We start from the raw sequence: 14,759 nt of genomic DNA, 5'->3' as shown, positions 1-14,759 counted from the left end.
ATTAGGCCGGTTGTTACAGGATTGTGAAGTCCAATAAATTCAGGGGATAAAGGCAAATTGAGGGAGGGCGTCCGTTAGCCGATCGGCAGCACGTCGCGACGCGTTTTTGCGGCGTAATAAGCCCAGAAAAGCCGGGCTGCGACCGAGCGCCAGGGTGACCAGATTTCCGCAAGCCCTGTAAGTACCTTGGCTTGCGGGCGTTCAGCGAGACCGAATGCCGCAGCGACCGCCGCCTGAAGCGCCACGTCACCCGCCGGAAACACGTCCACATGGCCGCCGCAGAACATCAGATAGACCTCGGCCGTCCACGGTCCGATTCCCTTCTGCGCCGTCAGTTCTGCGAGCGCTTCGGCAGGCGGTTTTTGCACCAGCGCCTGCAGATTGATTCGCCCGGAAGCGACTGCCTGCGCAATCCGCGTCAGTGTATCGGCCTTGGCGCGCGAAAGCCCGAATTCGCGCCAGGCATCGGGGTGAAGCAATATATAAGATTCCGCGCTTAGCAGTCCGCTCGCCGGCTGCATCCGCCGCCAGATCGCCTCGGCGCTGGCGCGCGATACCATCTGCGAAACGATGATATGGGCAAGGCCGGCAAAGCCCGGCTCGCGCAGCCTCAGCGGGACAGGCCCGGCCTCTCTGGCAATCGCCACGAGCCGTGGATCGAGAACAAAGAGAGAGGCAAGCCCCTCTTCCATATCCTTTTCATTGCTAATGACCCGCACCTTGCCTCGCGATCGCTTCAAATCCATGCCAGAAGAAAGCATGATCACGACTCCGCGTCAAAAACCCGTCTTCCGTTTCGCCCCGAGCCCCAACGGTCCGCTGCATCTCGGTCACGCGCTGTCGGCTTTCCTGAATGACGACATGGCCAGGGCCGCAGACGGCCGGTTGCTGCTGCGTATCGAAGACATCGATCTGACGCGCTGCACACCCGAATTCGAAGCCGGCATCTACGCCGATCTCACGTGGCTTGAGATCGAATGGGAGCAGCTGGTCCGTCGCCAGTCGGAACATTTCGCTGAATATCAGGCCGCCCTTCATTCGCTGATCGAACGCGGCCTAGTCTACCCTTCATTCCTGACGCGTGGCGAGGTCAAGACCCGCGTAGCGGCTTACGAACGGATAAGCGGCCCCTGGCCGCGTGACCCTGACGGCACACCGCATTATCCGGCCGATGACCGGGACCGCAGCGAGGAGGAACGTGACACCATGCTGCTTTCCGGTCTCAAACATGCATGGCGGCTCGACATGAACAGGGCGATGGAATTGATCGGCGAGCCGCTGTTCTGGACGGAGACCGGTGACGAACGAAAGGGCGAAATCCTGGCTGAGCCTGCCGCCTGGGGCGATGTCGTTCTCTCACGCTCGGATGCCCCTTCGAGCTACCATCTCTCAGTCGTCATCGACGATGCGCTGCAGGGCGTGACCCATGTCGTGCGCGGCCTCGACCTCTTCCACGCCACCTCGGTGCACAGGCTGCTGCAGAACCTGCTCAACCTGCCGCAGCCCGTCTACCACCATCATCGCCTCGTCGTGGATGCAGACGGGCGCAAGCTTTCCAAGAGTGAGGGCGATACCGGCCTTGCGGAGCTGCGTGCGAAGGGACTGTCAGCTGCCGATATTCGCCGTCTTGTCGGACTTTGAATCAGCGGCGTGATCACGTCCGACCACCGAGAAGGTTCTCGAGAAATTGCGCAGCACGCGGAACTTCATCAGCGCTGCATTGATCTCGGCGCCGACGATGAAAATGACACCGACCATATAGAGAAAGATCAGCACGATCACCACCGATGCCAGGCCGGCGTAAGTGGCGGTGTACGTGGCGAAAGTTACCAGGTAATAAGCAAAGATGAGCGCACCGACGAGCCAGGCAAGCAAGGTCAGAAAAACGCCGGGAATGACATCGAAGACGCGGCGCTTGCCAGCAGGCAGCCAGAGATGAACGACAAACAGTGCAATCGTCAACATGAAGAGCGTGCCATAGATACGCCAGCTGAAAACAATTTCCAGCGTGTCAACAATGGCAGGCAGCCACTGACGAATCGTTAGGGGAAGCCATTCGAGCGTGTCGTTATGCAGCAGCCAATTGCGCGCATAATCGAGACCAACGGGAACTGCCACGAGCAGAATACTGATGGCTGCAAAGATGATTACAGCGATGAGGACATAGCCGAGGCTCGCAAGACGCGTGAGATACCAGGGCCGGGTTTCCTGCACACGATAGGCACGATTGAGCGAGATTCTGAGTGCCTCGACACCGTTCGAGGCGAAATAGGCAGCTGCAAGTACGGAGATGGTCAGCAGCCCGCCGCGAGGGATCGTCAATACCTGCACCACTTGGTCGGCCAGGGGCTTGGCGATGGCTTCCGGCCATGTATCGAAGATCAGATGGATGGCCGTGGTGGAAAACTGGTCGGCGCCAAGAAAATTGGCAAGCGCCGTGCCGAAGATCAGGAAGGGAAAGACTGCAAGCAGAGTGGAAAGTGCCACATGGCTTGCCATGGCAAAACCGTCATCGTCAATGAGGTGGCAGATGGCGTCGTAGACCACATCATAGAGCGTGCGCAGGAATTTCGGCATTCGGCTTCCCAATTGTATCCTTCCCGCGAATATGGGAAACGAGTCCCATTTTGTACAGGAATCATTGAATGGCCGATCAGCGCACCATCGTCGTGACCGGATGCTCTTCCGGCATCGGCGCCTATTGCGCACGCGCCCTGAAAGCGGACGGCTGGCGTGTCTTCGCCACAGTACGCAAGGTGGAAGATCTGTCGCCGCTCGAAGCAGACGGCATCGAAGCTTTACTGATGGACTACACACAGCCTGAGACAATCTCGGCACTGGTGGGCGCAGTGGCCGAGCGCACTGGCGGCAGGATCGATGCCTTGTTCAACAACGGCGCCTATGGGCAGCCGGGCGCGGTCGAGGATCTCCCTACGCAGGCGCTGCGCGACCAGTTCGAGACCAATGTCTTTGGCTGGCACGAGCTGACCAGGCTAATCATTCCCCTCATGCGCCGGCGCGGCCAGGGTCGTATCGTGCAATGCTCCTCGATCCTCGGCCTCGTACCCTACCGCTACCGCGGCGCTTACACAGCCTCGAAATTCGCGCTCGAAGGCCTGAGCGTCACCCTGCGCATGGAGCTGCAGGGAAGTGGCATTCATGTGAGCCTGATTGAGCCGGGGCCAATCACCAGCCGCTTTACGGCCAACGCGCTGGCGAAGATCAAGGAACATATCGACCTCGAACATTCGCCCCATGCGGTCGAGTACCGCAGACAGCTTGCCCGCCTTGAAGGCTCAGGCCCGGTCAACCGCCACAAACTTGGCCCCGAGGCTGTCTACGCAGCATTGACACGTGCATTGAACTCCAAAAATCCGAAGCCACATTATCCCGTAACGACTCCGGCTAAACAGGGCATATTGTTGAAGAGGCTGCTTCCGTCCAACCTCTTCTACCGCCTGATGCGCTGGACGGACTGAAGAAGAAAAGAGACTGCGATGTCTACAGTCACCTACGTCATTGCGATCATCGTCATGGGCCTCGTCGCCCTCGTGCTGATCCGCGGCCTGTTCAACATGATGAAAGGTGGCGATGCGAACCTTTCCAACAAGCTGATGCAGCTCCGCGTCCTACTGCAGGCGATCGCCGTCATCCTGATCATGCTAACGCTCTGGCTGACCGGCGGCGGACGCCCGAGCTGATCCGAGAACCGGCGATGGTCAAGCTCAACAAGATCTACACTAGAACCGGCGATGACGGCACGACTGCGCTGGTCTCCGGCCCGCGCCGCGTCAAACACGACATGCGCGTCGAAGCCTACGGAACCATCGACGAAACCAATTCGGCAATCGGCGTCGCAAGGCTGCATGCGGCGGACCTGGCCGAACTCGACGCCATGCTGGCACTGATCCAGAATGACCTCTTCGATCTCGGCGCCGATCTCGCTACCCCTGGAACTGACGAGCCACCGGCTTACGAGCCGCTGCGCGTCGTCGAAAGCCAGGTCACACGGCTGGAGCGGGATATCGACAGTCTGAATGCCGATCTGCAACCGCTGAAGTCCTTCGTGCTGCCCGGCGGCAGCGCCGCGGCCGCCCATCTTCACCTCGCCCGTACGATCGCGCGCCGCGCCGAACGGCTGATGGTGGCGCTTGCCCGAAGCGACGGAGAAATCGTCAGCGCCGCAGCACTCCAATACGTCAATCGCCTCTCCGATTTCCTGTTCGTAGCCGCCCGTCATGCAAATAATGGCGGCAAGGCAGATGTGCTTTGGGTTCCTGGAAAAAACAGGTAGGTTCGCAGCCGTCACGATCGCCCGGGGGCAGGCCTTCATGTTCATACCGCTGCACGATGCCAATACGCTGAAACACATTAGGGTTCAGTGGGTCACGCTCGGCCTGATGACAATCGATATCGTCGCCTGGATCGTCACCACGATCGAGAGCGAGCAACTCGTGCAGGCCACGACTGTCGGCCTCGGTTATATCCCCGCCATCATCTTCGGCCATGCGGAGCTGGCACCGGGGCTGGAGATCGTGCCGGAAGCAGCGACCTACATTACATATTCCTTTATCCATACGGGCTTTTGGCATCTTGCTGGCAACATGATCTTCCTCTGGGTCTTCGGCGATAATGTCGAGGATGCGATGGGGCACCTGCGCTTCCTCATCTTCTACCTCGCCTGCGCAGCCGCCGGCGCCCTCTGTCACGGCCTGCTGTCGACGACATCCGAAGCGCCCCTCGTCGGTGCATCAGGCGCAATTTCCGGCGTGGTGGCTGCCTATCTGATGCTGCATCCGCGCGTGCGGGTCTGGGTGCTGGTCTTTTTCCGCGTGCCGTTACCGCTGCCGGCCTTCATCCCGCTGCTGCTCTGGGTTGGTCAGCAGTTTTTCATGCTGTTGGTCGATCCTGACGGTAACGTCTCCTGGGGCGCCCATGTCGGCGGCATCATCGCAGGCGCCCTGCTCGTTCTCGTCCTGCGCCGGCCAGGCGTGCCGTTGTTCGATCGGCAGATCGTCACGCCGCGCACCGTCAAGGATCGGCCGATCCCCATTCGCGTCACCGCCTCGGGCATGCCCATGCCGCCGCGCCTGCCTTGGGGCCGGGACAAGCTTTAATATTGACGTGAACGTAAACGTTAATATATTGCCATTCAAATCGACCGGCTGCGTCACGGAAGCGTTGTATTTGGAGGAAAAACGCGTATCCATGTCGCCATTCGACAATCGGAGCGGCGTCCAAGCGCGCATTTTCCCAGAAGTCTCTGTTGAAGGCCCATCTCTGTTCGAAGGAAGGACCCCATGAAAATTCTCGTCCCAGTCAAGCGCGTTGTCGATTACAACGTGAAGATCCGCGTCAAACCGGATGGATCGGGCGTCGACCTTGCCAACGTCAAAATGTCGATGAACCCGTTCGACGAGATTTCGGTCGAGGAGGCCCTTCGCCTGAAGGAAGCCGGCAAGGCCGAAGAAGTGGTCGTCGTTTCGATCGGCCCGGCCAAGGCAGAGGAAACGTTACGCACCGCGCTTGCCATGGGCGCCGACCGCGCCATCCTCGTCGAAACCGATGACGCCGTCGAGCCGCTCGCAGTCGCAAAGATCCTCAAGGGTGTCTCAGACGCTGAAAAGCCCGGCCTCATCATTGTCGGCAAGCAGGCGATCGACGATGATTCCAACCAGACCGGCCAGATGCTTGCAGCCCTTCTCGGCTCCGCACAGGCGACCTTCGCATCCAAGGTCGAGATCGCCGGTGACAGCGCGACGGTTACCCGTGAGATCGACGGTGGCCTGCAGACGATCAAAGTCAAACTTCCGGCCGTCGTGACGACCGACCTGCGTTTGAACGAGCCGCGCTACGCAACGCTGCCGAACATCATGAAGGCGAAGAAGAAGCCGCTCGACAAGAAGAGCCCGGCCGATTTCGGCGTTTCCACCGCGCCGCGCCTGAAAGTGCTGAAGACGGAAGAACCGTCGGGCCGCAAGGCAGGCGTGAAGGTGAAGTCGGTCGCTGAGCTTGTCGACAAGCTCAAGAACGAAGCCGGCGTACTCTGAGATTTGGAAAGGGAGAACACGATAATGGCCATTCTTCTTCTGGCTGACCACGACAATGCGAGCCTTTCCGACCAGACCGCCAAGGCCCTGACGGCCGCAACGCAGATCGGTGGTGACATCCACGTACTCGTCGCCGGCAAGGGCGCCAAGGCTGCGGCCGATGCCGCTGCGAAGCTCTCCGGCGTCTCCAAAGTACTGCTCGCCGAAAGCGACGAACTCGCCAACAACCTTGCTGAACCGCTCGCCGACCTGATCGTTTCGCTGGCCGGCAGCTATGACACGATCGTCGCTGCGGCCACCTCCACCGGCAAGAACGTCATGCCGCGTGTCGCGGCTCTGCTCGATGCCGCCCAGGTCTCCGAAATCATAGAGGTTGTCTCCGCCGACACCTTCAAGCGCCCGATCTATGCCGGCAATGCGATCCAGACGGTGCAGGCGACCGACGCCAAGAAGGTCATTACCGTACGCACGGCCTCCTTCGCCTCCGCTTCCGAGGGCGGCTCGGCTGTCGTCGAACTGATCCCGGCCGTTTCCGATCCCGGTCTTTCGAATTTCGTGTCCGACGCGCTGTCGGCCTCCGAGCGGCCGGAACTGACCTCCGCCAAGATCATCATTTCCGGCGGCCGCGCTCTCGGCTCCGCCGAAAAGTTCAAGGAAGTCATCCTGCCGGTCGCCGATAAGCTCGGTGCTGCCGTCGGTGCATCGCGCGCCGCCGTCGACGCCGGCTACGCCCCGAACGACTGGCAGGTCGGCCAGACCGGCAAGGTCGTCGCCCCGCAGCTTTACATCGCCTGCGGCATCTCCGGTGCAATCCAGCATCTCGCCGGCATGAAGGACTCGAAGGTCATCGTCGCCATCAACAAGGACGAGGAAGCCCCGATCTTCCAGATTGCCGACTATGGACTTGTCGCCGATCTCTTCGACGTCCTGCCGGAGCTCGAAAAAGCCCTCTGATCGGGCAGATTGCCTTCTTTTCGCACTTGCGAATGACTGGAAAATTGTCTTCTATCGGTCTACTACTTTTGCCGGGCGATCTTTCGTCCGGCAATTTCATATAAGAATACCGGCAGCGCGGAGGTGTATGCCGGGCGGGGGTTGGAGATGAGTGCGGTGTTGAAGAATATTGGTATCATCGGTGCGGGCCAGATGGGCTGCGGCATCGCGCATGTTTCGGCCGCCGCAGGATACAAGGTTCACATCTACGATCTGTCGCAGGATCGTATCGAGTCCGGCCTTGCCACCATCAACGGCAATTTTGCCCGTCAGGTGACGAACGGCAAGATGACCGATGAAGAGCGCAGCGTAGCGCTTTCCCACATCACCGGCTCGGCCGATGTCAACGATCTCGCCCCCTCCGATCTCGTGATCGAGGCGGCGACCGAGGATGAAAGCGTCAAGCGCAAGATTTATGCGCAGGTCTGTCCGGTACTAAAGCCGGAAGCAATCCTTGCCACCAACACCTCCTCGCTGTCGATCACACGTCTTGCATCCGCGACAGACCGCCCCGAGCGCTTCATGGGCATCCACTTTATGAACCCGGTTCCGGTGATGAAGCTCGTGGAGCTGGTGCGCGGCATCGCGACCGAGGAAGCAACCTTCTCTGCCGCCAGGGAATTCGTCGCATCGCTGGAAAAGACGGTCACGGTCGCTGAGGACTTCCCGGCCTTCATCGTCAACCGCATTCTGCTGCCGATGATCAACGAAGCGATCTATACGCTGTACGAAGGTGTCGGCACGGTCGATGCCATCGATACCGCCATGAAGCTCGGCGCCAATCATCCGATGGGGCCGCTGCAGCTTGCCGATTTTATTGGCCTCGATACCTGCCTGTCCATCATGCAGGTGCTGCATGACGGCCTCGCCGACAGCAAGTACCGCCCTTGCCCGCTGCTGGTGAAATATGTCGAAGCCGGCTGGCTCGGCCGCAAATCCGGCCGCGGCTTCTACGATTATCGTGGCGAAACGCCGGTTCCGACCCGCTAAGCAAATCATCGCCTGAAAAGGCGAGTGGAACAAACGTCCGAGAAATGCTTTCCTTGCCGTGAACGGAAGGAAAATGCCATGTCGAGCGAATTGCCGATGTTCCTGCTGCAATGCTGCGTCCTGATCGGACTTGCAGGCGTCTTCCTCATTCGCGGCGCCGGCGACCCCTGACGGCCGCTCCTACGAACCCACCGCACCCTTTATCAGCGCCTTGGCATCCTCGCTGTCCCAGGCAGCAGGACCGTTCATGGCGGAGATCAGGCAGCCCTTGTCGTCGAGCAGCAGCGTCACTGGAAGACCAAAGGCGAGGCCTTCTTTCTTGAGGCTATTGAAAACACCGATCGTGTTGTCACGGTAGAGCTGCAGAGCAGCCACACCGATTTCGCTGAGAAACGCCTTCGGCTTCTCATCGTCACCAGTATCGATATTGACCGGTACAACCTGGAACTTGTCGCTGCCCATCTCCTTCTCCAGCGCATTCAGCGCCGGCATCTCCTCGCGGCAGGGCACGCACCATGTGGCCCAGAGATTGAGAAGCACGGTCTTGCCGGCGAAATTATCAAGCGTCATCGGCTTGCCGTCGGGGCCGTTGAAGGCAACGGTTTCAAGCTTCTTCGGCTCGTTGGCGGCGACCATGGCTGCAACCTGGCCCTTCATGAGGGGACTGAGATTGGCGGCGCGCTCCTTTGTCAGCGGGCATTCGGCAGAGGCCGTATCACTGACGCCATTGCCAATGCCCGTCTCCTTCACGTATACCGCTGCCGCACCGGCAATGATGCCTGCAACGGCAGCGATTGCGATCAGTTTCACGGACGGCAGGCCGAAGGGTTTTTTCGTCGTCATTTCATTCTCCAGGACGGGCATCTTCCATGGCTGAGGGCAACACGGACACCAAATCCTCCAACCAGATGTGGGGCGGACGTTTCGCCTCCGGCCCCGATGCGATCATGGAGGAGATAAATGCCTCGATCGGTTTCGACAAGAAGCTGTTTGCCCAGGATATCCGCGGATCGATCGCCCACGCCACGATGCTCGCTCATCAGGGCATCATTTCCGCCGACGATAAGGACAAGATCGTTCACGGGCTAAACACGATCCTGTCAGAAATCGAAAGCGGCAATTTCGAATTCTCTCGTCAGCTCGAAGACATTCATATGAATGTCGAGGCCCGGCTTGCGACCCTGATCGGCCCCGCCGCCGGCCGCCTTCACACCGCCCGCTCGCGAAATGACCAGGTGGCGCTCGACTTCCGCCTGTGGGTAAAAGAAGAGCTGCAGAAAACCGAGGCGATGCTGACCAACCTGATCGCAGCCTTCCTCGACCGTGCCGAGGAACATGCAGACAGCGTCATGCCCGGCTTCACGCATCTGCAAACCGCCCAGCCGGTCACCTTCGGCCATCATTGCATGGCCTATGTGGAAATGTTCGGCCGCGACCGTTCCCGCGTTCGCCACGCGATCGAACATATGGACGAGAGCCCGATCGGTGCGGCAGCGCTCGCCGGCACCGGTTATGCGATCGACCGCCACATGACGGCAAAGGCGCTCGGTTTCCGCGAACCGACCCGCAACTCGATCGACACCGTTTCCGACCGCGACTTCGCCATCGAATTCCTGGCGATTGCCGCTATCTGCGCCGTGCATCTGTCGCGCCTTGCCGAGGAAATCGTCATCTGGTCGACGCCGCAATTCGGCTTCGTGCGCCTCTCGGACGCCTTCTCGACCGGCTCCTCGATCATGCCGCAGAAAAAGAACCCGGATGCGGCCGAGCTGGTGCGCGCCAAGACTGGTCGTATCAATGGCTCGCTTATCGCCTTGCTGACGATCATGAAGGGCCTGCCGCTTGCCTATTCCAAGGACATGCAGGAAGACAAGGAACAGGTCTTCGACGCCGCCGAAAGCCTGGAACTGGCCATTGCCGCCATGACTGGCATGGTGCGCGACATGACGATCAACACTATCAAAATGAAAGCGGCTGCCGGATCCGGTTATTCGACCGCGACGGATCTCGCCGACTGGCTGGTGCGCGAGGCGGGCCTTCCCTTCCGCGACGCCCACCATGTCACCGGCCGCGCCGTGGCCCTTGCCGAAAGCAAGGGCTGCGATCTCTCGGAGCTTCCGCTCGCCGATCTGCAGGCGATCAATCCCGCCATCACCGACAAGGTCTATGACGTGCTGACGGTCGAAGCTTCGGTCGCCAGCCGCAAAAGCTTCGGCGGCACTGCACCTTCGGAAGTCAGGAAGCAGATCGCCTATTGGCGCGCGCGCAATTAAGGCATCTCCGGGCGAAACGGAGATCGGTTCGCCGTCCGGAAATGCGCACAGGCCGAAGCTTCAACAATCGGGGTGCACAAGGCTGATAAACTTCGCTATGAAGATGCCAGCCAGTGCCCCGTGCCCGATATGAGGATATTCATGCAGATGAGCTTGCCGCATTTCATCCGCCTTACGGTGGTTTTTGCCGTCATCGGCCTTGCCGTTGCCGGATGCGGCCGCAAGGGCGACCTCGATCCGCCGAGCGCCAATGCCACGAAGGGCGGCGATGTTTCCAAGCCGACGAAACAGCCCGGCAGCGTCGATAAGCCCTTCATTCTCGATCCCCTTCTCTAAGGCCCTGCTACCGTGAACCACTTCGAGTACCGCGACGGCATTCTCTACGCCGAGAATGTTCCCGTTCCCGAAATCGCCAAGGCAGTCGGCACGCCCTTCTACGTCTATTCGACAGCAACGCTCGAGCGCCACTACCGGGTCTTCTCGGAAGCCTTCGGCGATGTCGATTCCATGGTCTGCTATGCGATGAAGGCAAATTCGAATCAGGCCGTGTTGAAGACGCTCGGCCGGCTCGGCGCCGGCATCGACGTGGTTTCCGAAGGCGAGTTGCGCCGCGCGCTTGCCGCCGGAATTCCGGCCAACCGCATCATGTTCTCCGGCGTCGGCAAGACACCGAATGAGATGGATTACGCACTCGAAGCCGGCATCTACTGCTTCAATGTCGAATCCGAACCGGAACTCGAAATCCTCAACCAGCGTGCCGTGCGCGCCGGCAAGAAAGCCCCTGTTTCCTTTCGCATCAATCCCGATGTTGATGCCCGCACCCATGCGAAGATTTCGACCGGCAAGAAGGAAAACAAGTTCGGCATCTCCTGGGAGCGCGCCCGAGCCATCTATGCCCGCGCAGCCAGCCTGCCCGGCATCGAAGTAACCGGCATCGACATGCATATCGGCAGCCAGATCACCGAGCTGCAGCCCTTCGACGATGCCTTCAAGCTGCTGCACGATCTGGTCAACACGCTGCGCGCCGATGGCCATAACATCCACCACGTCGATATCGGCGGCGGTCTCGGCATTCCCTATAAGGACGACAACAATCCGCCGCCCCTGCCGGACGCCTATGCCGCGATCGTCAAGAACCAGCTTCGCGCTCTGAATTGCAAGATCATCACTGAGCCCGGCCGCCTGATCGTCGGCAATGCCGGCATTCTCGTCACCGAAGTCCTCTATGTGAAGGATGGCGGCGAGAAGACTTTTGTGATCGTCGACGGCGCGATGAACGACCTCATCCGCCCGACACTCTATGAGGCCTATCATGAGATCCGGCCCGTGGTGATTTCGGCCGCCAACGCGCCGCGCATCCGCGCCGATGTCGTCGGCCCCGTCTGCGAGACTGGCGATTACCTCGCGCTAGACCGGGAAATGGCGACCCCGAAGCCGGGCGATCTCCTCGCCGTCGGCACGGCCGGCGCCTATGGCGCGGTCCAGGCCGGTACCTATAATAGCCGCCTTTTGGTGCCTGAAGTACTGGTCAAGGGTGACGAATTCCATGTGGTTCGTCCTCGCCGCACCTATTCGGAGCTGATCGGTCTCGATTCCGTTCCGGCCTGGCTGGACTAAAAGTCGCAATCACTTTTTGGCGACCACACGCGAAAAAGCGGTATTGACAGGTGCTCGCCCTCGCCTTCGCCACAAAGAGTGTTATCCTTTTCTTTCGTGAGCGTATTGCCCAGCAATCGCCGGAAGCGCCCTCTGTTCCCTGAACACCAGATCGCGGAGACCGGATTGATGACTAGCCTCGCAAGGCAGAAGAAAGGCGCATTCGCGCTTCAACCCTCTCTTGCGCGGCTGGTGGCGGCAAAACGTTTCCTGGCCCGGATCGTGCTTTTTGCCGAGCAGGTTCTTCCGCTGCTGGTGCCTGCCCTTTCCGTCATCGCGATTTATCTCTCGGTCTCCTGGTTCGGCTTCTTCCGTATTGTACCGGACTGGCTGCGTGTCCTCCTCCTGATCGCCTTTGCTGCCGGCTTCCTTGTTTCCCTGCTGCCGTTCCGTAATCTTCGCTGGCCACAGGTTGTCGACGCCGACCGCATGCTGGAAGAGCGCAACGGCCTGCCACATCAGCCGGTCATGGTGCAGGAGGATGAGCCCGCCTTCGATACGCCCTTCTCTCGCGCCCTATGGCGTGAACACCAGACGCGCATGGCGCGGAAGATCGCGACATTGGACGCTGGCCTGCCGCGACCCGATATCGCCCGGCACGACCGTTTCGCGCTACGCGCCATACCGGCGCTGCTTGTCGTCACCGCATTCGGTTATTCGCTGTCGATCAACGGCGGCTCCGTCGCCGACGCATTTCAGCCTGCACCCGCACAGGTTACGAGCAACCCGGCCGTGCGTATCGACGCATGGGTGACCCCGCCCTCCTATACCGGCCGCGCACCGATCTATCTGACAGCCGATGGCAGTGAACAGACCGCGATCGGTGTTCCGCAGTTTTCCAGTCTGACGGTGCGCGTCAGCGGTGGCCAATCGGCCGAGAAGGTACTGTTCAGGAAGGCCAATGGCGAAAGCCAGGAAATCGCTGTTCAGGAAGACACCCGGCCGCAGCTGGCCACCAACTCCAATGCTGAACAGGCCTCAGGCGCTCCAGCTGCACCTCAGCTGATGGCGCAGACGCACATCATGAAGCTCGAGGAGAACGGCGCGCTACAGGCAAACGGCCGCATCTGGAGTTTCGACGTCCTGCCCGACAAGGCGCCTGAAATTGCCTTCGATGGCATGCCGCGCCGCGCCGTCAACGGTGCTCTGGAAATCGGCTTTACGGTGAAGGACGATTACGGCGTGCAAGAGGCTCATGCCGAGATCGTACCGGTCGAATCCGATCCGGCCGCAACGCCGCTCTATCCGCTGCCGGAATTCCGGCTGGACATTCCCCGCCGCAATGCACGTGACGGCAAGGGCCTGACGAGCAAGAACCTGACCGAACATCCGCTGGCAGGCAAACGCGTGCGCATCACCCTCGTCGCCAAGGATGCCGCCGGGCAGACGGGCCGCAGCCCGCCCTATGAGATGATCATGCCATCGCGTCCGTTCAGCGAGCCGCTGGCAGCGGCCGTCGCCGAAGAGCGCCAGACCTTCGCTCTCGATACCCGCAAAATGCCGGAAGCTATCGCGCTCAACGAAGCCCTGACGATCCGGCCCGAGGAGACGATCCCGAACACCACCCATTACCTGCTGATCGAGTCCGCGCTGACCCGCATGAAGCTCGCCAGAGGTGATGAGCAGCTCAAGGATACCGCCCAATATCTCTGGGACATCGCGCTTGGCATCGAGGAAGGTGATCTTTCGCTGGCGGAACGGCGGCTGCGCGACGCCCAGCAGAACCTTGCCGATGCGCTGAACCGTAATGCTCCAGACGCCGAAATTAAGAAACTGATGGATGAGCTGCGCAAGGCGATGCAGGACTATATGAACGAGCTCGCCCAGCGCCTGCAGAACATGCCGATGCAGCCGAACCAGAACGCCCAGAATTTCCTGCGCCAGCAAGATCTGCAGCGCATGATGGACCAGATCGAAAACCTGGCACGTTCCGGCAATCGCGATGCCGCCCAGCAGATGCTCTCCGACCTGCAACGGCTGATGAACAACCTGCAGACGGCGCGCCCGCAGCGCGGCCAGCAGCAGGAAAACAGCCAGTTGACTCAGCAGATGAACAAACTCGGCCAGATCCTCCGCGACCAGCAGAAGCTGATGGAGGAGACTTTCCGCCTCGACCAGCAGCTTCGCGACCGCATGCAGCGCGGTGACCCCAACATGGACGACATGATGCCCGGCGAGGAAGGCCAGCAACAACAACAGCAGGGCCAGCAGCAGCAAGGCCAGCAGCCCGGCGACCAGATGACGGCCGAGCAACTGCGCGAAGCGTTGAAGCAGCTGCGTGGCCAGCAGGATGCGCTCGGCAAACAGTTGCAGGAACTGCAGAAGAGCCTTGGCGATATGGGTATGAAGCCGGGCGAAGGCTTCGGCCAAGCACAGCGCGAAATGGAAGGCGCCGGCCGTGATCTCGGTCAGGGCAACGGTAGCAGCGCTGTGGAGGGCCAAGGCCGGGCTCTCGAAGCCCTGCGCCAGGGCGCACGTGACATGATGAGCCAGATGATGCAGGCGCAGCAGGGCCAGCAAGGACAGCAGGGCCCGAACGGCCAGCTCGGCCAGGGCAACCAGAACGGCCGCGATCCGCTCGGCCGCCCACGCCAGACTGACCTCGGGCCGGATATGAACAACGATGTGAAGATACCTGACGAGATCGACGTTCAGCGCGCCCGGGAGATTCTGGACGCTATCCGCGAAAAACTCGGCAACAATCCGACCCAGGCGATCGAGCGTCAATATCTCGAACGACTGCTCGATATTCAGTGATGCTGAGAGGATATCGGGCTGTTGGCGTGCCCTGGGAGCA

Annotated in this window: 15 protein-coding genes; 12 read left to right on the top strand and 3 right to left on the bottom strand. The window is 60.5% G+C overall.

What is annotated here, in order from left to right; all coding sequences use genetic code 11:
* Positions 1 to 74: 74 nt before the first annotated feature.
* Positions 75 to 761: a DNA-3-methyladenine glycosylase family protein gene (locus tag H4W29_RS11350; protein ID WP_192729000.1), complete on the bottom strand. Its 687-nt coding sequence runs from the start codon at positions 759 to 761 to the stop codon at positions 75 to 77.
* Here H4W29_RS11350 and gluQRS point away from each other — a divergent pair.
* Complete coding sequence (gene gluQRS / locus H4W29_RS11345; protein ID WP_192728999.1) at positions 760 to 1,641, top strand: tRNA glutamyl-Q(34) synthetase GluQRS; 882 nt, start codon at positions 760 to 762, stop codon at positions 1,639 to 1,641. The two genes, H4W29_RS11350 and gluQRS, sit on opposite strands and share 2 nt — an antisense overlap.
* Here gluQRS and H4W29_RS11340 read toward each other — a convergent pair.
* Positions 1,606 to 2,577 carry a YihY/virulence factor BrkB family protein gene (locus H4W29_RS11340; protein ID WP_192728998.1) on the bottom strand — a complete coding sequence of 324 codons (972 nt, stop codon included), beginning with the start codon at positions 2,575 to 2,577 and terminating at the stop codon, positions 1,606 to 1,608. The two genes, gluQRS and H4W29_RS11340, sit on opposite strands and share 36 nt — an antisense overlap.
* Positions 2,578 to 2,645: 68 nt before the next feature.
* Here H4W29_RS11340 and H4W29_RS11335 point away from each other — a divergent pair, with 68 nt between their 5' ends.
* From H4W29_RS11335 to H4W29_RS11305, 7 genes are all read left to right on the top strand, one after another.
* Complete coding sequence (locus H4W29_RS11335; RefSeq protein ID WP_192728997.1) at positions 2,646 to 3,479, top strand: SDR family oxidoreductase; 834 nt, start codon at positions 2,646 to 2,648, stop codon at positions 3,477 to 3,479.
* An 18-nt stretch (positions 3,480 to 3,497) separates the two neighbouring features.
* Positions 3,498 to 3,701, top strand: a complete 204-nt coding sequence (locus H4W29_RS11330) for a twin transmembrane helix small protein (protein WP_007825545.1) — start codon at positions 3,498 to 3,500, stop codon at positions 3,699 to 3,701.
* Positions 3,702 to 3,715: 14 nt separating this feature from the next.
* Entirely contained in the window at positions 3,716 to 4,294 is a 579-nt protein-coding gene (locus H4W29_RS11325; protein ID WP_192728996.1) for a cob(I)yrinic acid a,c-diamide adenosyltransferase, read from the top strand.
* Between the two features lie 37 nt (positions 4,295 to 4,331).
* Positions 4,332 to 5,117, top strand: a complete 786-nt coding sequence (locus H4W29_RS11320; protein WP_192728995.1) for a rhomboid family intramembrane serine protease — start codon at positions 4,332 to 4,334, stop codon at positions 5,115 to 5,117.
* 183 nt (positions 5,118 to 5,300) lie between these two features.
* A complete protein-coding gene (locus H4W29_RS11315; RefSeq protein WP_192728994.1) occupies positions 5,301 to 6,050 on the top strand; it encodes an electron transfer flavoprotein subunit beta/FixA family protein in 750 nt (249 codons plus the stop codon).
* Between the two features lie 24 nt (positions 6,051 to 6,074).
* Positions 6,075 to 7,004, top strand: coding sequence for an electron transfer flavoprotein subunit alpha/FixB family protein (locus tag H4W29_RS11310; RefSeq protein WP_192728993.1), 930 nt, complete (start codon positions 6,075 to 6,077; stop codon positions 7,002 to 7,004).
* A gap of 147 nt (positions 7,005 to 7,151) precedes the next feature.
* Positions 7,152 to 8,033, top strand: a complete 882-nt coding sequence (locus tag H4W29_RS11305) for a 3-hydroxybutyryl-CoA dehydrogenase (protein ID WP_192728992.1) — start codon at positions 7,152 to 7,154, stop codon at positions 8,031 to 8,033.
* 180 nt (positions 8,034 to 8,213) lie between these two features.
* Here the strand turns inward: H4W29_RS11305 and tlpA are convergent, their stop codons facing one another.
* Positions 8,214 to 8,876 carry a thiol:disulfide interchange protein TlpA gene (gene tlpA / locus H4W29_RS11300; protein WP_192728991.1) on the bottom strand — a complete coding sequence of 221 codons (663 nt, stop codon included), beginning with the start codon at positions 8,874 to 8,876 and terminating at the stop codon, positions 8,214 to 8,216.
* 26 nt (positions 8,877 to 8,902) lie between these two features.
* Between tlpA and argH the strand changes: the two genes are divergently transcribed.
* The 4 genes from argH to H4W29_RS11280 all read left to right on the top strand — a co-directional run bounded on the left by argH (position 8,903) and on the right by H4W29_RS11280 (position 14,719).
* Positions 8,903 to 10,306: an argininosuccinate lyase gene (gene argH / locus H4W29_RS11295; RefSeq protein ID WP_192728990.1), complete on the top strand. Its 1,404-nt coding sequence runs from the start codon at positions 8,903 to 8,905 to the stop codon at positions 10,304 to 10,306.
* A 141-nt stretch (positions 10,307 to 10,447) separates the two neighbouring features.
* Complete coding sequence (lptM, locus tag H4W29_RS11290) at positions 10,448 to 10,642, top strand: LPS translocon maturation chaperone LptM (RefSeq protein ID WP_192728989.1); 195 nt, start codon at positions 10,448 to 10,450, stop codon at positions 10,640 to 10,642.
* Positions 10,643 to 10,654: 12 nt separating this feature from the next.
* Positions 10,655 to 11,923 (top strand): diaminopimelate decarboxylase, encoded by a 1,269-nt coding sequence (gene lysA, locus H4W29_RS11285; protein ID WP_192728988.1) that lies wholly within the window; start codon positions 10,655 to 10,657, stop codon positions 11,921 to 11,923.
* A gap of 168 nt (positions 11,924 to 12,091) precedes the next feature.
* Positions 12,092 to 14,719, top strand: a complete 2,628-nt coding sequence (locus tag H4W29_RS11280) for a TIGR02302 family protein (RefSeq protein WP_192728987.1) — start codon at positions 12,092 to 12,094, stop codon at positions 14,717 to 14,719.
* Positions 14,720 to 14,759: the final 40 nt, after the last annotated feature.

The organism is Rhizobium viscosum (assembly GCF_014873945.1).
Classification (GTDB): Bacteria; Pseudomonadota; Alphaproteobacteria; order Rhizobiales; family Rhizobiaceae; genus Rhizobium; species Rhizobium viscosum.
Note: the sequence above shows the minus strand (reverse complement) of the source record. Positions and strands in the feature narration are given on the sequence as shown.